The organism is Enhygromyxa salina (assembly GCF_002994635.1).
Classification (GTDB): domain Bacteria; phylum Myxococcota_A; class Polyangia; order Nannocystales; family Nannocystaceae; genus Plesiocystis; species Plesiocystis salina_B.
Map to the genome: position 1 here is coordinate 1 of NZ_PVNL01000085.1, position 19,885 is coordinate 19,885.

Below are 19,885 nucleotides of genomic sequence, written 5' to 3' on the forward strand. Positions count from 1 at the left end.
ACAGCGACCCGAGCAGGCGCCGACGCTGGGGCCGGCCCGGAGGCCGGGCGCGGGGGACCACCCGAGGCCGAGCGCGGGGCTGGACCTGAGTGAGGGCGCGAGGTTGCGCGCGAGGTTGCGCGCAGAGCCGGGCCGGAAGTCGGGCGCGAGGCTGGCCGTGCTGACGCGTCCGACCGCGACCGGGGCTGGCTCCGCTCGTGGGTCACCCGCGAGACCGGGCGATCGGCGACCGGCAGGGGAGCGGGCACCCGCGCAGCTGCACCGCTGAGCGCCACGTTGATCGGCGGACTGGGGATCCGATCGGCGGGCACCGCAGCGCCCTCGATGACGTAGCCGAGCTGCCGACGAGCGTCGGCGTAGGCCCCGCTGACGGCGAAGGCCAGCAGCGCCCGCAGGTCTCCGTTGGCCTCGACCCTGGCGCGGAGGTCTGACGGGTCGCCACCGCCGAGCACCGCGAGCGCGGCCTCGATGTCGCCCGACACGAGCAGGCCGACCCGATCGCCGGCCCGGCGGGCCCACGTTCGCAGCACGCGGCTGTCAAAGGCCTCGTGCTCGTGCTCCTTGAAGCCGTTGCCGATCTGCCGGGCCACCCGGATCGGCAGCTTGCGGGCCAGCTCATGGCCGAGCTTGCTCAGGGGGTCGCTCGCGTTGCGGGCCGCCTGCTTGCGCTGACTGTGGCGCGGGTGCAGGGCCAGGAGGATCGCCGAGGTGATCGTCGCGAAGGTGGGGCTGCCGAGGCCCGCGACCAACACCACCTCGGGGCGCGTGTAGTACAGCGCGCGGGCCAGCGCGAACTCGAGCATGGGGCGCAGCTCGTCGCCTGCCTCGCTGGCCCGGGGGCCCGCGAGCAGGATCGGCGGCAGCTGGCAGCGGGCCTGGATCAGCTGACCCGCCTGGCCCGAGCTGAGCGCAGCGGGCTCGCTGGTGTCGGTGACCAGCGCGACCTTGGTCTGGCCAAGCCGGCGCAGGACCTCGCGCCAGGCTTTGGACAGGGTGTTGTCGCCGAGCGGAGACACCCGCGCCGTGGGCTCGAACTCGACGCGCTCGAGCTGCTCGCCGAGCAGCGCCTGGCCCGACTCCCACACCTGCAGCAGCGCGTCGGCCATGCCCGCGTGGGCGCGCGGTTCGCCGATCACGCTGGCGACGTCGAGCTCGTGCGGATCCGGGCCGAGGGTCTCGGGGTGGGCGCCGAGGAACTGCTTGGCCGCGTCGTCGTCGGGGTCGAGCAGCGCGATGATCGAGTACAGCGCGCGGGCACGCTGGAGGTGGTTGGCGGCGGTGTGGCTGCGGGCCAGGGCCTGCAGCGACGGCAGGTAGATCGGGTCGAGCTCGAGCAACCCGTGATGGTTGCTGAGCACCTTGTGATCGCTGGTGACCTTGCCGGCCTCGGCCAGCCGCTCGTAGAGGCGCGCGAGCTGCTTGCGGTGCTCGATGCCAAACTCGGCGTGGGCGTGGGCGTGCCCGGACTTCGACAGCTTCTTGGCCAGGCGGGCGGCGTCCTCGAGCGAGGCCGCGGCCTCGGCGGGGGCCTGCTCGGTCTGCAGCGCGCCGAGCCGGATCAACAGGGTCACGCGCGCGGTCAGGTCCTCTTCGCTCTCGTGGCGATTGCCGGCCTCGGCCTGCTCGCGAGCCTCGCTGAGCCGGGTCAGGAAGCCCGAGACCAGCGGCTGCAGCTCGTCGGTGCGGCCGGCGGCCTCGAGCACCTCGGCCTTGGCGAGCACCGCCGCCGAGGACATCGGGGCCAGCTGCACGGCACGGTCCGCGTAGTCGGCCGCGACGGCGACGCTGACCCCTGCGTCCGCGGGCGAGCTGTCTGCGGGCTCGGTGCTGGCCTCGGGCGCCGCGTCAGCTTCGGACTCGGTCCGGGCGGCGTCGGTCGCCGCGCCCATGAGCGCGACGCGGACCCCCTCGAGCAGCAATTCCAGGCGCTGCTCGTCGCTGCTCTCGCGCAGCAACAGCCGCTCGAGGCAGCGCAGCGCCAGCGAGGCGTCGTGCGGCGCCGAGGCCCGGAACGCGAACTCCAGCTGCGCGCGATCCAGCACGGGCGTCGGGCTGTCCGACACCAGGACCAGGCCCATTCGCACGTTCTCGAACGCCTCGCGCTCGAGCTCGGCGATCCTCGAGCGACGCTCGCTGCTGGTCAGCTCGCGGCCGCCCTCGGTCTCGCTGACCTCGCCGTCCACGGCCATCTGCGCGGCGTTGTAGTAGAGCATCCCGGCGTCGACCCAGGCCGAGCCGCGGGCGAAGGGATCCTCGATCGACTCGGCGAGCCGCGAGGCGTACTCGGCGGCCCCGAGCACGTCGCCCCGATCGCTCGCGCAGGGGATGATCGCCGCGAGCGCTCGGGCGTTGCGGGGGTCGAACTCGAGCGCGCGCCGGAGCCGAGCCTCGGCTTGCTCGGAGCCCTTGCCCTCGAGCTCGCACTCGCCCGCGATCGCGTGGATCTCGGCGGCGAGCTTGGCCTCGCGGGGGTTGAGCACGAGCGGCTGACCCAGCTCTTGCTCGCGGGCCTCGAGTCGCTGGTCGAGCTGGTCGACGGCGGTGAGCACGTCGCGGTGGCGCTTGGCGGCCATCCGGTTGCGGACCACGGCCAGGCGAATCGCGAGGTCGTCGCCGTCGTGGCGCAGCGCGGTGGTCAGCCGTCGGTAGGCTTCGCCGCCGCGGTCCGAGGCCTCGAGCACCCGGGCGAGCAGCAGCAGGCCCTCGACGAGGTGGGTCTGATCACGGACGAGGGTCAGGGCCTCGACCGCGCTCTCGAGCTGCTTCTCGGCCTCGGCGAGCGCGCCCGAGTCGAGCAGCAGCTCGCCGAGCCCGAGCCGGGCCTCGGCGTGATCGGGGTTGGCCTCGAGCGCCGCTTCGAAGCGCGCCCGCGCGGCCGGGACATCGCCGGTGGTCCGGTAGGTGATGCGCCCGATCTCGGTCAGGAGCCGCGCGCGGATGCTGTCGCCGCTGAGCTCCGACAGCTGCTCGTCCATGAACGCCGTCGCGCCGTCGAGGTCACCCGCGTCGATCCGCAGTCGGACCAGACCCTCGATCGCTCGGGTCAGGCGGGTGGCCCAGCTGGCGATGAACTCGGGGCCACGGCTCTGATCGCTGGTCTCGCGCTTGGCGGCGTCGAGGATCCGGCGGTAGGCGACCTCGGCCCGCTCCGGCTGCGCGAGGCGACGGCGGGCGATGTCGGCGGCCTCGAGCACCCCGTCGGGATCGCCGAGCCGCTCGAGCCCATCGACGAGCATGGCCTGGTCGTTGAGCGCCCGCGCGAGCTTGGTCCGCAGCGTGATCAGCTCGTGGTCGTCGGGGGTCAGCTCGAGCGCGCGGGTGAGCAGCTCGAGCGCCGCCGCGTGCCGCTTGCCCTCTTCATGCAGGACCCGCGCGAGCGTGAAGCTGAGGTCGCGGATCCGCTGGCGGCTCGCGTCCTGATCGGGCTGGTCCGCGAGCTCGGCGTGGAGTCGTTCGACGCGCTCGCGCAGCAGCGTGACCCCGGCCTCGAACCGATCCGTGCGGCGATACAGCCGGCTGAGCCCGAGCGCGACCTCGTCGTCCTCGGGGGCCTCGGCGGTCAGCTGCTCGAGGGTCTCGGTCGCGGCGATCTCGTCGCCCAGCCCCTCTTGCAGCGCGCGAGCCTTGATCACCAAGAGCTTGACCCGCGCGGCCTGGCGGGCCTCGTCGTCGAGCGCCGCGTCGCTGGACACACGCTCGAGCCGGGCGTCGAGGATCGGCAGCAGCTTGTTCCAGCGAGTGGTCTCGAGATACAGCTGCTGCAATTCCACGAGCGCGCGCTCGTCCTCGGGCCGCAGCTCGCGGTAGTCGTTCCACGCGTCGATCGCCCGGTCGGGCAGGGCCAGGCGCTCGCTGTAGACCTCGGCGATCGTCGCGAGGTTGTCGGCCTGCGCGTCGGGGTCGAACAGCGACTCGTTGGTGGTCCTCAGCGCGTCGATCGCCTGGGGCCACTCCTCGCGGCGCAGCAACAAAGCGGCCACGCTCGCCGGCACCTCGGACCGCTCGGGGAAGTCGCGGGCCAAGAACCGCAGCAGCTCGAGCGCGTCGTCGCCCCGACCGGTCTCTTCGTAGAGCTCGGCCAGGCGCATGGTCCGGTCCACGCGCTCGGCGTCGTCGAGCTCCCGGCGCTCGGCGTTGAGCAGATCCGCGTAGGCCTCGATGTAGTCGCCGCGTCGCTCGAGCTGCTCGTAGATGACCAGCAGCTTGTTGAGCGCGCCGATGTGCGCCGGGTTGACGGCCAGGACCGCGCGGTAGCGGGCCTCGGCTGGCTCGAGCGCGTCGTTGTACTCATGGAACGCGGCGATCCGCAGGTTGAGCGAGACGACGTGCTCGGGCAGCGCGGCCTCGTTGAGCAGCTGCTCCCACGCCCGCAGCAGCCGCGGCCGGGCGCCGTGGCGGGTCGAGAGCGCCTCGAGACTGGCCACGCTCTCGGGCTCCTCGGGGATCAGCAACAGCGCCCGCTCGTGACAGACGAACGCGCGCTCGACCAGCTCGGCGCCGTCTTCCCACAGGCGCGAGCAGGCCAGGTGAACGTCGACCTTCTCTTGCTTGTTGGCGGTGGGCAGCTCGGCGTAAGCGAGCGCGAGCTCTTCCCAGGCGCTCGCGACCTTGGGTCGGCGCGGCAGCACGGGACCCGAGACCGTGGGCAGCTTGGGCAGCCCCTGGGCGAGGTCGAAGCCGTTGTCGTGGGCGACGTCCAGACCATGGGGGTTGGCGGACGCCTGGCCGCGCTGGGCCGCGAGCGCGGCGAGCGGCTTGGGCAGCGGGATGGTCTTGCTGCCAAATCGCTCGGTCGCCGGATCCAGGGTCGGATCGAGCTTGCCGGGGATCTTGCCGGGGATCTGGCCCTTGCGAGCCTCACGCTGGGCCTTGCGTGGATCGGCGAAGTTGCCGATCACCCCGCTGACCGAGGCGGACTCGAGATCGGCCGAGGACACCTCTTGGATGTCGCGGACCCCGGTCTCGACGCCGTCGAAGTCGTCGATCTCCTCGATCTCTTCAAAGTCCTCGAGGTCGTCGATCAGCTCGACCACCGAGTGATCGCTGCTCCGGATCGATGAGATCTCCTCGACCCGAGAGATCTCGATGATCTGCGAGACCTCCGAGATCACCGAGTCCACCCGGTAGCTCCCGGTCACATGCCCGGAACCATGCCCGGACACATTATCGATGAGCTCCACGCGCGAGAGCTCCTGCACGACCGACTCGCCGCTCGGGATCTCTTCGACGCGGGACACCTCCATGACCTTGGAGTCCTCGTCGGCGCCGATCGGGGCCACGGCGGTCAGCTCGTCGGGGGCGCCGGCCGAGTGGGGATCGGCGTACTCGGCGACGATCGCCTTGGCCGAGTCGGACCCGCCCGGCGGCGTGAGGTGCTGCGGGTCCAGGCGCGCGCGGGCCCACAGCTTGCGGTCGTTGAGCTCCGGTGTGGGCACGACCGGCAGCAGCAGCGCGTCGTTGGGCAGCGCGGGCCCAGAGTAGGAGCCGACGGCCCCCGCGAGTCGCCACAGATCCGTGTGCGGCTGGCCGAGCGGCCCCTCGCGGGGCGGCAGGGTTGGACCCCGGCGCCAGGCCTCGAGCCGGGCCCGAAGCGCGTACTCCGGGCGCGCGAGCATGTTCTCGTAGAGGTCCGCGAGCTCGGTCAGCAGCTGGGCCTGGCTGCCGTTGTCGGTCGCCTGCTCGAGCTCCCACGCCGGGATCAGCGTGAAGCAATTCCACAGCTGGTAGTGCGCGGCCAGCCGCTCGGTCTGCTCGCGCGCGCCCTCATGCAGGCGGTCGATCGTCAGCACCCGCAGCCACTCACCGAGCGCCCCGTTGCCGTCGTCGAGACGTCGCTCGCGCAGCTCGGCGCGCTGGATCAACAGGTCGATCCGCTCGCTGTCGCTGCGGGCGTCGGCGTACAGCAGGGCCAGCGCGCGCAGCTCGACCAGCGCACCAACCTTGACGCCATCGTGGGCCCCGCCGGCCGCGTCGGTGTCGACCCGGGCCGCGAGCTCGCGCAGGCGCGGCAGCAACACGTCGCCCTCGCGATCCATGGTGACGCCGCGCAGCAGCACCCGCATCGACGAGATCGGATCATCGAGGCGCTCGTCGACGATCCGCGCGGCCTCGGCCAGGGCGTCGACGGCCTCGAGCCGGCTGTCTTGCCCGGCCATGTCGTGGGCGAGCTCGGCGTAGTGCTCGGCGAGCTCGCGCCACAGCTTGCTGCCCTCGGCCAGGTTGATCGCCATGTCGAGCGCCTCTTCGGCCAGCGTGACCTCGCGTGTGCGCAGGTCCTTCCAGGCCCGGCGCAAGGTCGCGAACGCGGCCCGGGGATCGTCGAGCTTGCGCTCGTGGATCCGCGAGATCGCACAGTAGGCGTCAAACCGACCGAGCGAGCCGTCGGCGTGCTCGAGCCGGTGCTCGGCCAGGGCCAACAGTGCGTCCCACAGCTCGTGCGACTCGGCGATGTTCTGCAGGCGCCGACTGACCTCTTCGTCGTCGGGGCTGATCTGCAGGGATCGCTGCAAATAGCCGACGGCCCGACGCGGATCCCCGAGCTCGTTCTCGGCGATCTCGGCCGAGCCGATCATGCGCTCGACCAGCTCGAACTCGTCGGCGAAGGTCTTGCGCTCGAGCTCGCGCTCGGTGACCTCGAGCAGCGCCGTCCACAGGCCGTAGGCCTCGGCGAGCTTGCGCAGCCGACGAAAGCCCTGGTCGAAGTCGAGCTGCTGTTGGCGGGCGATGAAGTACCCGCGCCGCGCCCACGCGAACGCCCGATCCGAGTCCGAGAGGTGCTCCTCGGCGATCCGCGACGCCTCCGTGCAGATATCCAGCTGCCCGGCGATGTCGCCCATCTCGGCCAGCCGGTTGATGCGCAGCTCGTCGATCTCGAGCAGCTCTTTCCAGGTCCCGTGGGCCTCGGCGAACTGCTCGATGTGATCGCGCAGCTCGGGGTCCGTGGGGTCGATGCCGCTGGCCCGACGCAGCAGCTCGAGCGCGCGGATCCGGTCGCCGATCCCGAGATCGGCGATCTCGGCCATGCGCCGCAGAGTAGCGATCTGTTGATCGGGATCGTGGGCGACGAGCTCGAGCTTGGCCGCCAGCGAGCGCAGCGCGTGCTCGAACTCGCCGAGCTCTTCCTGCAGCTCGGCGAGCTGGGCGTGGCCTTGCGGATCGGCCGGGAATTCTCGCAGCCGTCGCTCGGTCACGCGCATCGCCGCGCGCTTGTCCTCGAGCGCCTGCCAGGCCGACACGACCAGACCAAACAGGTACACGCGCTGGTCGGGATCGCTGGTGCCGAGCAGCAATAGCTCGGCGTGGGCGATCAGCTCGTGGCGGCTGTTGGCGAGCCGATAGGCGTCGAGCAGCGCGTAGTTGACCTCGGTGTCGCCGGGCCGAATCTCGGTGGCGATCCAGGCCAGGGCCTCGGCGGCCTCGCCCGGCTCACCCGCCTGCAGCAGCAGCTGAGCCTGCTCCCACGCGAACCCGAAGCTCTCCTCGTCGTTGTCCGCGATCTCGCGCAGCTTGCCGAGGATCTCGGTCAGGCCCTCGTAGTCCTCGTCGATCCGATACAGGTTGGCGAGGGCGTCGAGCGAGCGACGGTGGTCCGGGCGGATCTTGATCACGCGCTCGTAGGCCGAGCGGGCGAGCTCTGGATCGCCGAGCCCCGACTCCGCGAGGTAGCCGAGCCGGAGTAGATAGTCGAGCTGGCGGATGATCGGGGTCTTGTTGGCCGAGGCCGCCTTGCCGAGCAGCTCGGCGAGCTCCTCGAACCGGCCCGAGGTGTCGTAGACCGCGACCATCTTGTCGATGACCTCGAGGTTTTCGGGCTCGAGGTCGAGCAGCCGCGACCAGTAGTGGGCCGCACGATCGTGATCGTGGAGCCGGCTCTCGGTCACGCGGGCCAGCCGGCGCAGCAGCTGGGCCTTGCCGCTGGCCTTGCCCGTGACCTTGTGCTCGCGCTCGAGCGCGGCGACCAGCAGCTCGATGTCGTTGGCCTCCTGGGCCAGCAGCTGCAGCCGATGCAGGGCCTCGAGGTCGTTGCCGGTCAGCGAGAGGATCTCTTCGCAGGCCCACATCGCCTCGGCGGGGGCCGACAGATCGTGGTGCCACAGCTCGGCCATGCGCCGCAGCAGCGAGACCCGCTCGGCGTCGGCGCGGGCGACCTCGTACTGCTGACGCAGCAGCGCGATCACCTGGTTGTAGTCGCCGGCCCGATCGTAGAGGGCCGTCAGCGCCCGCGTCGCCTGCAGATCCTCGGGCGAGAGGTACAGCATCTCCGAGTACAGCTCGATCGCCCGCTGCGGGTTGACCTGGCGGTCGCGGTAGATCTGCGCGAGCCGCTTGATGATCTCGAGGCGCTTGCGCGGATCTTGAGCGCGGGCCAGCTCGGCCTCCTGGACCCGCACCATGTTGTCCCACATGCGCGTGCGCTTTTGGATGCGCGACATCTGCTCGCGCGGCTGCGGGTCGCGGGGGTACGACTGCGACATCCGGGCCCACGCGTCGACGGCCCCGTCGACGTCGCCCAGACGCCGCTCGCAGATCTCGGCGAGCTCGACGAATTCCTGGGCGAAGGCGTCGTCGTCGAGCGGGCTGGGGTGCCCGGCCCGGGCCGCGTCGGTGGCCTGCTCGATCTGGTAGAGCACCAGGTCGCGCAGCGCTCCCCAGGCCTGCTTGCGCCGAAAGTGCTCCTTGTAGCCCTCGAACGCCTCGGCATCGAAGGGCTCGCGCTCGAGCACCTTGAAGTAGAACAGCGCCGCGCGCTCGTGATCGTCGAGCTCGATGTGAAACACCTTGGCGGCCTCGAGCAGCGACGCGGTCGGGATCGCGTCGCCGAGCTGATCGATACGCCACTCGAGCAGGGCCGCGAGCGCGGTCCAGTCGGCGCTGTTGCGATACAGCCGCTCGAGCGCTTGCCAGGCCTCGCCGTCGGCGGGCTGGAACCGGCCGGCCTCCTCGTAGCAGACCCGGGCTTCCTCGTGCCGCTGCAGCCGCTGGTCGAGGTTCTCGGCCCGGCGCAGGAGCACGTTCACGCGCGCGGGCGGCTGCACGTAGGTCAGCACCCGGCGGTAGTGATCGTCGAGCTCCATCCAGTGGGCCTGCTCGGCGAGCACGTCCGCGTACATCTGGCCGGCCTCGAAGTGATCCGGGCGCAGGCTCAGCGTGCGCCGCAGCAGCTTGAGCGACTGCGGCATGTCGCCGGCTGCGCGAGCCAGCTGCGCCGCCTTCAAGAAGATGCTGGACGCCTTGGCCATGCCCTCGTCGCTGGCCTTGCCCGAGCCGAGGTACAGGGTGCCAAAGGCGTGGAGGGCCTCGAGGCTCTGCGGCGTCGACTTGATCGCCGCCTGCAGGTGCCGGGCGGCCCCGGCGAGATCTTGATGCTGGTCAGACGCGATCCGAGCCAGGCGCAGATGTAGCTCGCCGATCCGCGCCGCCACGGCGGGGTCGCTGGCGTAGCTGGGATGGGCCTCGAGCTGCGAGAGCTCGGCCTCCATCAGTCGTGACGCGCGCTGCCACGCGCCCGCCGACATGTGGAGATCGATCAGCTGATCGCTGGCCTCGGCCAGCATCGGATCTTGGGCGAGGGCCTGCTCGTAGTGCTCGACCGCCTCACCGATCGCGTGGAAGTGCCGGCGCTGCAGCTCGGCGTAGCCGTAGTGGAGCCCGGCGAGCAGCGATGGCTGGACCCGGCGCGCCCACGCCATCCGCCAGCGCAGCAGCGTGGCCAGCTCCTGGTGGCGGTCCATGCCCTGGTAGGCCATGTACAGCCGCTCGTAGGCCTGGTTGTTCTCCGGCTGGGCCAGCAGCACCCGGGCCAGGGCGTGGATCGCCGCTTCCTGGTCGTTGACGCGCTCGGCGAACAGCTCGTAGGCCAGCGACGCGAGCTCGGCGACCTTGGCGTGCTTGTCGATCTCACCCGCGATCGCGGCGGCGTGCTCGACGAGCAGCTTGGCCATCGACGACCAGTCGCCGATCTCACGCAGCTTGCGGCGCGCTCGAGCGAACGCGCGCTCGTCACCGAGCTTGGCGCGATAGTCCTCGAGCGCCTCCGCGTCATCATCCGCCCGAGCAGGGAGAGGGCAGGGCAGGGCAGAATCGATCTCGGCCATGGTCAAAGCTGCACGGTGCCAGAGGCCTGGGACGGTTTGGACCCAGCCCTGTGGGCCGGCAGACTATCATGAGGACGCCCGCAATGAGCTGATATCAGTTCGGGCTGAGATCAGCGCGGGTCGGGCTTCCGACCCGCTTGCGGGCGCAACCGATTGGCTTTTATGGGTGGCCAGGGGTAGGTTTTGGGCCGCTATCTTCATGGTCCGCGAGCGCAGTCACCACCAAGCCGGTCCGAGCCATCCGCGTCCGGCTCTCGAACCCGAGTCCCTGCGGCTCGAAAACGGCGTCTGGGTGCTGGCATTGCCCACCGACGCGCCAGCGCCGGGCTATCGCGGGGTTGTCTCGATCCAGCTGTGGGTCGCGGCTGGGGCCGCGTGCGAGCGCAAGCGTGAGCACGGCTGCGCACACCTGCTCGAGCACATGGTCTTCAAGCCGGTCGTGTCTGCCAACGGCGACCGGCGCGATCTCGCCGCAGTCATCGAGCAGCTTGGCGGCGACGTCAACGCGTTTACTTCGCATGACGAGACCGTGTTTCACGCGACGGTCCCCGCAGACGCCTTCGTCGAGACACTCGATGTCATGGTGGGCTCGCTGATCGACCGCGAGTTCGACGCAGACGAGCTCGCGCGCGAGCAGGAGGTCGTGGTCGAGGAGATCCGCCAGTACGCCGACGACCCGTCCGCGCGCAGCGTGCAGACGATGATGGCCGATCTCTACGAGGATCACCCCTACGCGCGCCCGGTCCTCGGCGAAGAGTCCGAGGTCTGCGCGCTGACCGGGGGGATCCTGCGCGGCTGGGCGCGCCGCCAACATCGAGGCGAGCGGGTGGTGCTGGTCGTCGCCGGGCCGGTTCCGTTCGAGCAGGTCGAGGCCAGCGCGCGGCGCTTGCTCGGAGACTTGCCGGCCGGGCGTCGCGCTCGCGCTCGACCGGGCCCTGTGCCGCTGACGCAGCCGCGGGTTCGGGTCGTGCGCGAGGACGTCCAGGAGGCCTACCTGCGGCTCGGGTGGCTGGGCGGCGACGCGCTGGCGCTCGAGGGCGTGGCGCTCGATGTCGCCGCGATCGCGCTCGGACAGGGCGAGTCGTCGCGGCTGGCCACGGGCGCGCGACGCCGCGACCGGCTGGTCTCCGACGCCTACGCGAGCTACCTCGGTGGGCTCGCCAGCGGCACCTTCATGATCAGCGCGCAGGCCGACGCCGACGTGGTCGAGGCTGCGACCGCGGCCTTGCTCGCCGAGATCGACGCGCTCGCTCGCGCGCCGCTCGAGGCCGAAGAATTCGCCCGTGCCCAGGCGGTGTTGCGCAGCTCGCTGGTCTATCGGCGCGAGACCGTGCAGGGCCAGGCCCACGCGCTGGCCTACTTCGCCGCGGCCAGCGGCCGGCTCGGGGCCGAGGCCGAGTACTTCGAGATCCTCGCTGGCCTGACCCCCGACCAGGTCCGCGACGTGTGCGCGCGCTACCTCGGGCGCGAGCGCGGCGCGATCACGATCTTGGTGCCGCGCGACAAGGTCGACGCCCGCGCGGCCAGGGCCATGTGCCGCCGGATCCTCCGCAGCTGCCAGGTCGACGCCGGGTCCGGGCGCCCGGCCGCTCGCCTGGCTCGACTGGCTCGACTGGATCAGCAGCCCACGTGCGACGAGCTCGGCACCTGGTGCGTGACCCACCGCAGCGGCCTGCGGATCGTCGCGCGCCCGGACCCGAGCTTGAGCATCGTCGCCGGGTGGTTGGTGTGGCCCGGCGGCCTGCGGCTCGAGTCCGGACGCAACGCCGGGATCTCGTCGCTGACGGGCGCGCTGCTCAACCGCGGCAACGCCTCGCGCGACGGGGACACCCTGGCCCGGGAGATCGAGGGGCTCGCGGCGGTGCTCGACGGCTTCTCCGGTCACAACAGCATCGGGCTGCAGACCGAGAGCCTCGCCGAGCACTTTCCCGCCGTGCTCACCCGCGCGCTCGAGTGCGCCCTCGATCCCACGTTTGCGCCCGAGGAGATCGACGAGGCCCGCCGGATCGTGATCGCGGATCTCGACGCTGACGCGGATGATCCCGGCCACCTCGCGTATCGCCAGATGCTGGCCGCCCTGTATGGCGCGCACCCGCATGGTCGCGACCTGCGCGGCACCCATACCAGCTTGGCCCGGTTCGACCACGCCAAGGTCGCCCGCAACTGGGCGCGCAACTATCCGATCGGCCGCGCGGTCCTGTCGCTCGCTGGCAAGTTCGACCTCGACGCGGTGCTCGCCCAAATTGATCGGCAGCTCGAGCCGGCTGAGACCGAGCCGTCCGGGCCCATGCCGACCTGGCCCGGAGCCGGTGCAAAGTGGCCCCGACGCCCGATCGAGCAGGTCATCGAGCGCGAGCGCGAGCAGGGCCAGTGCGTGATCGGGTTCCCCGGTCTGCCGCTCGGCGATCCCGACGGCGCCGCCCTCGACGTGCTGTGCGCGGTGCTCGGAGGTCAGGCCGGCCGGCTGTTCGAGTCGCTGCGCGAGCGCGAGGGCCTGGTCTATCAGGTCGGCGCGTCGTCGAGCGAGCACATCGACGCGGGGCACGTGGTGTTTCACGCGGCCGCCAGCCAGGACAAGCTCGACGCCGCACGCGCCGCGATCGAGGTCCAGATCGCGCGGATCATGGCCGAGCCGGTCGCGGCCGCGGAGCTGGATCGGGCCAAGCGCTGGCTGGTCGGGCAATTCGAGAGCGGCCTGCAGCGGCGCAGTCGCGTGGCGTCGCGCATGGTGTTCGGCGAGGCCTACGGACTCGGGGTCAACTACTACCTGCGCTATCCAGAGCGGGTGCAGCGGGTGAATCGCGAACAACTGCAAGTGCTCGCGAAGCGGCTGCTCGACCCCCGTCGGCAGGTGACCGTGCTGGTCCGCAGTCCCTGATCCTACATGCCGACCTACATGCCGACATAGCCAAGCACGTAGATGTCGTAGAGCGCGTGGGTCCAGACCGCGACCGCGAGCCCGCGGACCTGGTACACCAGCGCGAAGAACACCCCCGCGAGCGAGCGATACACGAACGGCGCGAACGCGAACGCCTCGCCGTGGGGTCCAAGGTGGTGCGCGAGCGAGAAGCTCAGCGACGAGATCACCAGCGCGGTGACCCATGCTTGCTTCTCGGGCATCGCACCTGCGAGCAGCCATGACAGCCCGCCGACCCCGATCAGCCGGAAGATCAGCTCTTCGTGGAGGCCCGCGCCGGCCGAGATCACGACCACATCCACGAAGCTCAGCCCGGTCGCGAGCGCGGCCGAGAGCTCGCTGCTGGTGCTGAGGCCCGGGACCAGCTCGACGAACCTGTGCATCACGAACAAGATGATCGAGCCCATCGACAGCGCGTAGAAGGTCGACTCGGCCAGGACCGGCACGAAGGCCTTGGGATCGAAGCTCTCGCGCTGGCGCAGCAGCAGCAAGATCGCGGCGTAGGCGATCAGCATGCTGCTGAGGATCACCAGATAGTTGCCGAGGTCGCGCTCGCACAGCTGCACGAGCGAGGCGGTCACGAAGTCGACGCCGTTGAGCCCGCGGCTGAGCAGGATCCCGAGCTGGTAGATGATGAACAGCGGGAACACCAAGATCGCGCTGGTCAGCGGATCCACGCGACCGGCGAGATGGTTGGCGAGCGTGCCCTTCGTCGCCGGGCGCGCGCGCTTCGGTCGCGGGGCCGCCGCGGGGTCTCGGTCGCTTGCCATCGTCGCCGATCCTGCGCCAAGCTCGGGCCCAGCCCCAAGAAAGCCGCGAGTTTCAGGGCGCGAACACACGTGACAGACGAGAGCCCCAGCATCGGTACGCTCGCGCAGCTCGCCGCCGTGTTCGTGGCGGGCGGCACGGGGGCGACCTTGCGCGTGCTGCTGTCCGGGCGGATCGAGCAGGCCCTCGTCGAGCGTCTCCCCTACGCAGGCGTCCTCGTCGTCAACCTGATCGGCTGTCTGTTGATCGGGTTCGCCGCAGCCGTGATCACCACCAGCGAGTGGCGCAACATCATCCTCGGCGGGCTGCTGGGCGGGTTCACGACCTACAGCGCGTTCGCGTTGCTGTCGGTCGACCTCGTCGGGCACCACCGGTTTGGCGTGCTCGCCACGCAGATCGGCGCGCACCTCGTCGGCGGTGTGCTGTGCGTGTGGGCCGGATTCTGGGCCGCGCGCGCGCTCGGGTTCGGCGTCTCCGCGGGCTGAGTCGCCGAAGCTGCGCGCGTGAGACCAGACTCTGGGCCGCGCGCGCTCGCCAAAACGAGAACGGGCGGAGCGATCTGAGAGACCGTCTCCGCCCGTGGGGCTCGTGTCGAGCGCCGACCTACTTCTTCTTCGACTTGGTCTTCTTGGCCGGCTTGGCCTTGGACTTGGTGGCCTTCTTCTTGGCCGCGGCCTTCTTCTTGGTCGCGGCCTGCTTCTTGGCCACCGGCTTGGTCTTGGAGACCTTCTTCTTGGCCGGCTTGGACTTGGTCTTCTTGGCGGGCTTGGCCTTGGCCTTGGACTTGGCGGGCTTGGCCTTGGCCTTGGACTTGGCCGGCTTGGCCTTGGACTTGGTCTTCTTGGCTGGCTTGGCCTTGGCCTTGGACTTGGTCTTCTTGGCCGGCTTGGTCTTCGACTTCGCCGCTGCCTTGGACTTGGTCTTGGTGGCCTTCTTCTTGGTGGCCTTCTTCGCGGCCTTCTTCTTGGCGGCGGCCTTGGGCTTGGCCTTCTTGGCGGCCTTGGGCTTGGCCTTCTTGGCCGGCTTCGCCTTCTTGGCCGGCTTGGACTTGGCCTTGGACTTGGTCTTGGCCTTCTTCTCGGCGGCGTCAGCCTTCTTTTTGGCGGCGGCGGCCTTCTTCTTCTCGGCGGCCTTCTTCTTCTTCTCGGCCGCGCGCAGCTTGGCGGCGGCCTTCTTCTTCTTGGCGGCCTCGGCCTTCTTCTTGGCCGCGGTCTTCCGCTTGCGCTCGGCGTCTTTCTTGGCCTTCTCGGCGGCCTTCTTCTTGCGCTCGGCGTCCTTCTTGGCCTTCTCGGCGGCGGCCTCCTTGGCCTTGGCGATCCGCTCTTTGTCGCGCTTGGCCTTCTCGGCGGCGGCCTCTTTGGCCTTCTTGAGCCGCTCTTTTTCCTTCTTGAGCTGCTCGCGCTCGCGCTCGGCCTCTTTGAGCTTCTTGAGCCGCTCTTTCTCCTTGGCCTTCTTCTCTTTTTCCTTCTCTTTGAGCTTGCGCTGGCGCTCGCGCTCGGCCTCGCGCTGCTTCTTGAGCTTGTCCGCTTCCTTCTTCTTGCGGTCGCGCTCTTTCTCCTTGAGCAGGCGCTGCTCCTCGCGCTCGGCCAGCTTGCGGTCGCGCTCTTCGTCGCGCTCGCGCTTCTCGGCCTCGCGCTTGCGCTTCTCTTCTTCGCGCTTGGCGGCCTTGTCGGCCCGCGCGCGCTCGCGCTCGGCCTTCTTCTCGGCGGCGGCGCGGGCACGCTCGAGGCGCTTGCGCTCCTGCTCCTCTTCGCGGGCCTTCTTGGCGGCGAGGCGGGCAGCCTCCTTCTCGGCACGAAGTCGCAGGCGCTCCTCCTCCTTGCGCTTGCGCTCGGCCTCTCGCTCTTTGCGCTTGGCCTCGCGCTCGGCTTCGCGCTGGCGCTGCTCGGCCTCGCGGCGCTCCTCCGCCTCTTGCCGCGCACGCTCCGCCGCGAGCCGACGCTCCTCGGCCTGGCGCTTCTTCTCGGCCTCTTCCTCGGCGAGCCGTCGCTCGCGCTCGGCGGCGATCTCTTCCGGGGTCGGGCCCATCTCGAGCTTGAGCAGATTTCGCAGCTCCTGCTCGTCGACCAGGTCGCCCCGCAGCTCCTCCTCGTCGACCCCACGTCCGTGGACGATCACGCGGTTGACGTTGTTGCGGAAGGTCACCTCGACCTTGTTGTCACCCAGGACCTCGCTGACAAACCCCACTCCGAAGCTCGGGTGGACCAACAGCTGATGCAGCACCAGCGCGGTCCGGGGGTTGTAGCGGACCGCCGTGGTGCGGTCGTAGTTCTGGATGCCTTGCAGCCAGTCGAGTTTCTCGAGTTTTCGTCGTCGGGTCACGGACACGGGCTCTGCGTCCTCTCCGGTCCCCCGAGGCTTCTTGAAGGCGTGGATGTCGCCGCAGACTGCGCATTGCACCCTGCGGACCTCCTCACCGTAGCTCTCGAGGATGATGTGTGAAGTATCTGCCCGACACTTGGGGCAGTACCCATCGGTCTCCCCGCCATTCGAGTTGTTACTCGATCCACCAAAGTGGCTCTCGAAGATCTGGTCCATCAGTGAAAACTCCCTCTGAGGGCCTTCAGAGGTCCCCTATCACGGCCAGATCCTCCCATACAAGCCATAAAGGTCTGAAATCTTGGCGAATTCGCGGTGGAGGGTCGGAACGGATGGGGCGTGGATTACATCCAACTACTTGAAAACATACAGTATTCTGGGATTGTTCGGAGCTGACCGCGGGGATGGGAGATCGCGCGACAGGATCCGTTTTCGCAGCCTGCTGTACAGCTGAGCCCCCGTACATCCTGCTAGTGAGGGGCCGAGTCGATTGTGACCGGCATCCGCTGGGGCCCGGAGTCTGGGGGCCGTGGTCGCAAGCAGGCCTCGCCGGACATGCCAGTGGGTCTCGCGCACGGGGCGCGCGTGGCTCTGGTTGGCCCAACCCTGGACCCAGCCGGTTCAAGCGGTTCGAGGCGCGCTGGCGGGCGCGTCTGGCTTCGCCTCGGTGCTCGCGGTGCCTGCGGTCTCGTCGAGCCGGCTCATGTAGGCCGCGTCGTTGCGCTCGAGGCCCATCGACTGGATTAGCTTGCGGACATCCTGGCCAGTGTTCTTGGCCTGGTCGGCGAGGCTGCCCAGCTCGCGACACACGACCCGAAACGCGCGGCCGTGCTCACCAGCCTGGGCGGCGATGATGTTGCCGTTGAGCGCGAGCAGCTGCAGGCGGCGCGCGACGTCGTCGATGAAGTGGATGATCGACTCCATGCCGTCGGCGCGCTCTTCGACGTCGGCGACCTGATCCTCGACGCCGCTGCGAGCCGCGGCCGCGAGCAGATCGAAGTAGGCCTCTTTGTCTTGAAACGCCTCGATCATGCCGACCGGCGCGAAGTCCTGGCCCCCCGACGCGTGCAGGGGCCGGCAGACCGCCAGGTACTCGCGGTCGCGGTACTCCACGGTGCCCTTGTAGACCTCGCGGCGGCGCAGGACTCGGTCGACGAGGTCACCGTGGGCGAACTCGTTGAGCTCCGGTGGGGTGCCGGCGTCGAGCACCGTGGCCACCGCGATCCGGCGGTTGCCCGCATAGATGGCGAAGCCGAGGCCGGTCGACTGGGACATGCGAGTGAGCAGCTCGCGGTCCTTGGACATCGGTCGCGAGCCGACGAGGATCTCGTCGTCCTGGCGCACGATCGTGCCCTCGTTGTGGAGCAGTCGCTCGGCGAGGGCGGTGGCCGCCACAGCCCGGTCGTAGCTGCGCCGAGTGATCACCTCTCGAACGGCTTGATAAATGTGGCTGCTGACGTCACTCACGCGCCCCGAGTGTACTTGCAGCGCTGGCTGTGTGGTAGGGACTCGGCATCATGACGAGTGACGGCCCGCAGAGCCCCGAGCAGACCGCGATTTTGCCCGATCCCGGACGCATGCCGCCGCGGGTGCGGATCGCCCCGAGCCCGACCGGTGACCCCCACGTCGGGACCGCCTACATCGGGCTGTTCAATTATGTATTCGCCCGCAAGCACGGCGGGACGTTCATCCTGCGGATCGAGGACACCGATCGGGTCCGCTCGTCGCTCAGCTCCGAGCAGGCGATCATCTCGGCGCTGCGCTGGCTGGGCCTGACCTGGGACGAGGGCCCGGACGTCGGCGGGCCGCACGGGCCCTACCGCCAGTCCGAGCGCCTGGACCTGTACACGCGTCACGCCAACCTGCTGCTCGACAAGGGCGCCGCGTACCGCTGTTTTTGTACGAAGGCGCGGCTCGACGAGCTGCGCGAGCACCAGCGGGCCAGCAAGGCCGCCCACTACGGCTACGACCGCCACTGTCGTGAGCTCGACCCGGCGCAGTCCCAGGCCCGGGCCGACGCCGGCGAGGCCCACGTGATCCGCATGAAGATGCCGACGATCGGCGAGACCGTCGTGGTCGACGGCCTCCGCGGCAGCATCCATCGGGCCAACGCCGAGAGCGACGATCAGGTCATCGTCAAGTCCGACGGGTTCCCCACCTACCACCTCGCCAACGTCGTCGACGATCACGACATGGGGATCACGCACGTGATCCGCGGCGAAGAGTGGATCTCGAGCACGCCCAAGCACATCGTGCTCTACGAGATGTTCGGCTGGGAGCCGCCGCGCTGGTACCACCTCGGGCTGCTCCGCAACCCCGACAAGTCCAAGCTCTCGAAGCGCAAGAACCCGGTCTCGATCGACTACTACCGCGACCTCGGCTACCTGCCGGAGACCCTGCTCAACTTCCTGGGCACGCTCGGGTTCTCGTTCGGCGACGACAAGGAGCGGTTCGACGTGGCCGAGATGACCGAGGTGTTCGACTGGTCCAAGGTCAGCGTCGGGGGTCCGGTGTTCGACCAGGCCAAGCTCGCCGCGTTCAACGCCGACGACATCCGCGCGCTGTCGATCGACCAGCTCCACGCGCAGATCATGGCGACCGTGCTGTCCGAGGATCGGATCAAGGCGATGCTCGCCGTGTCCCAGCCGCGCATCGATCTGCTCGACGACTTCATCCCCTACGTCAGCTTCTTCTTTGGTGGCAGCGTCGATCTGACCCCCGTGCTGCCCAAGTTTCGGATCAAGAAGCGGAGCCGAGCCGATGTCACCGGGATCCTCGAGCGCTACCTCGAGGACATCGAGCGAGACACCCGCGCCCGCGCCTTCACCGTCGAGGGGCTCGAAGCATTCTCGCGCGAATTTTGCGAGCAACACCAGTGGAAAGCACGCGAGCTATTCACGCTGTTGCGCCTCGCTGTCACCGGGCGCACCGCGAGTCCGGGCTTGTTCGAGACCATGCAGATCTGCGGCAAGGATCGCGTGCGTCGGCGTGTCCGCGACGTGATCGAGCAGCTTCGCAAGGGCGAGGACTGGTAGCGCTGCCGTCGGCCACGCCGCGGGTATCTGAGGCCACCTTGCATTTGTGACGTGGCCGATCGTCGGCCCGTGGTATAAGTGTTGTTGCAGCCCATCTGTCCCCAGACGCGAAAGTTCTACCTACATCGTTCAACCAGGGTGCCGCCTCTGTTCGTGGGAGTGCAGGCTCGTTCGGCGAGAAGCCCGAAGCGATTATCGTGCCACCCACCTACTTCATGTAGGGGTTGAACTTAACCGGCGGGGACAGGGGCTGTTTTTTACCCCCCCGGGGAGTTTCGCACTTTGCCATGCACGGCCGCTGGCGCGTCCGGTCGGTCGCTTCGCTCCCCCGATGGGCTGGTTCGTCTGTGCGCAGGGGTATGAGTGGCCCCCTATGAGGGGGCTCGTTATCTGTGGGTGGACATCGCTGGGTGAGTGCTCACAGCGGTCGCCTACTTGGGCTCCCTGGAAGGGGGCTTGTTTGTCTGTGGGTGGACATCTCGGTGGTCTCCCTCGGGGGCGGCTTGTGCATCGCAGGCAGCTGGACTGATCTGATCTGGGCTGAGCTGATCTGATCAGAGTGCTCGCCAGATTAGGATGGTGAGGAGGTTGATGAAGGTGAGGGGGATGAGCCAGCGGGCTTGGAGTTCGAGCTGGCGGGTGGTGGGGACCGCAGCGTGGGCGCGGAGGCGGGTTGCGAGGTAGAGGACGGCGGCGACTTCGAGGGCGAAGGTGAGGAACTCGAGGGCGACTTGAGGGGCGTGGGGGAGCAG

Annotated in this window: 8 protein-coding genes and 1 other RNA gene; 4 read left to right on the forward strand and 5 right to left on the reverse strand. The window is 69.5% G+C overall.

From position 1 onward, the window contains the following. The coding region (locus ENSA7_RS21395) for a tetratricopeptide repeat protein (RefSeq protein WP_146157960.1) at positions 1–10,094 on the reverse strand (10,094 nt) is incomplete at its 3' end. 292 nt (positions 10,095–10,386) lie between these two features. Here ENSA7_RS21395 and ENSA7_RS21400 point away from each other — a divergent pair. After that, entirely contained in the window at positions 10,387–12,972 is a 2,586-nt protein-coding gene (locus tag ENSA7_RS21400; protein ID WP_181233969.1) for a M16 family metallopeptidase, read from the forward strand. Positions 12,973–12,986: 14 nt separating this feature from the next. Here ENSA7_RS21400 and ENSA7_RS21405 read toward each other — a convergent pair whose 3' ends face one another. Further along, entirely contained in the window at positions 12,987–13,781 is a 795-nt protein-coding gene (locus ENSA7_RS21405; RefSeq protein WP_106091176.1) for a CPBP family intramembrane glutamic endopeptidase, read from the reverse strand. A 69-nt stretch (positions 13,782–13,850) separates the two neighbouring features. On the opposite strand from ENSA7_RS21405, the gene ENSA7_RS21410 reads away from it, so the two are divergent. Then, on the forward strand, positions 13,851–14,264 hold the full coding sequence (locus ENSA7_RS21410; RefSeq protein ID WP_181233970.1) for a fluoride efflux transporter FluC: 414 nt from the start codon (positions 13,851–13,853) through the stop codon (positions 14,262–14,264). A 118-nt stretch (positions 14,265–14,382) separates the two neighbouring features. Here the strand turns inward: ENSA7_RS21410 and ENSA7_RS43995 are convergent, their stop codons facing one another. Both ENSA7_RS43995 and ENSA7_RS21420 read right to left on the reverse strand, forming a co-directional pair. Continuing rightward, entirely contained in the window at positions 14,383–16,317 is a 1,935-nt protein-coding gene (locus ENSA7_RS43995; protein WP_181233971.1) for a hypothetical protein, read from the reverse strand. Between the two features lie 402 nt (positions 16,318–16,719). After that, a complete protein-coding gene (locus ENSA7_RS21420) occupies positions 16,720–17,565 on the reverse strand; it encodes a methyl-accepting chemotaxis protein (RefSeq protein WP_146157961.1) in 846 nt (281 codons plus the stop codon). Between the two features lie 50 nt (positions 17,566–17,615). Here ENSA7_RS21420 and gltX point away from each other — a divergent pair, with 50 nt between their 5' ends. Both gltX and ssrS read left to right on the forward strand, forming a co-directional pair. After that, complete coding sequence (gene gltX, locus ENSA7_RS21425; protein ID WP_106091179.1) at positions 17,616–19,133, forward strand: glutamate--tRNA ligase; 1,518 nt, start codon at positions 17,616–17,618, stop codon at positions 19,131–19,133. A gap of 86 nt (positions 19,134–19,219) precedes the next feature. Continuing rightward, a non-coding RNA gene (gene ssrS / locus ENSA7_RS21430) (6S RNA) lies at positions 19,220–19,388 on the forward strand. Positions 19,389–19,687: 299 nt separating this feature from the next. Here the strand turns inward: ssrS and ENSA7_RS45075 are convergent. Then, the coding region (locus tag ENSA7_RS45075) for a hypothetical protein (protein WP_219908027.1) at positions 19,688–19,885 on the reverse strand (198 nt) is incomplete at its 5' end.

Bases quoted from the DNA above. Each gene is read 5' to 3' on its own strand.
- ENSA7_RS21405 (WP_106091176.1), bottom strand. From the start codon at position 13,781: ATGGCAAGCGACCGAGACCCCGCGGCGGCCCCGCGACCGAAGCGCGCG.
- ENSA7_RS43995 (WP_181233971.1), bottom strand. From the start codon at position 16,317: ATGGACCAGATCTTCGAGAGCCACTTTGGTGGATCGAGTAACAACTCG.
- gltX (WP_106091179.1), top strand. From the start codon at position 17,616: ATGACGAGTGACGGCCCGCAGAGCCCCGAGCAGACCGCGATTTTGCCC.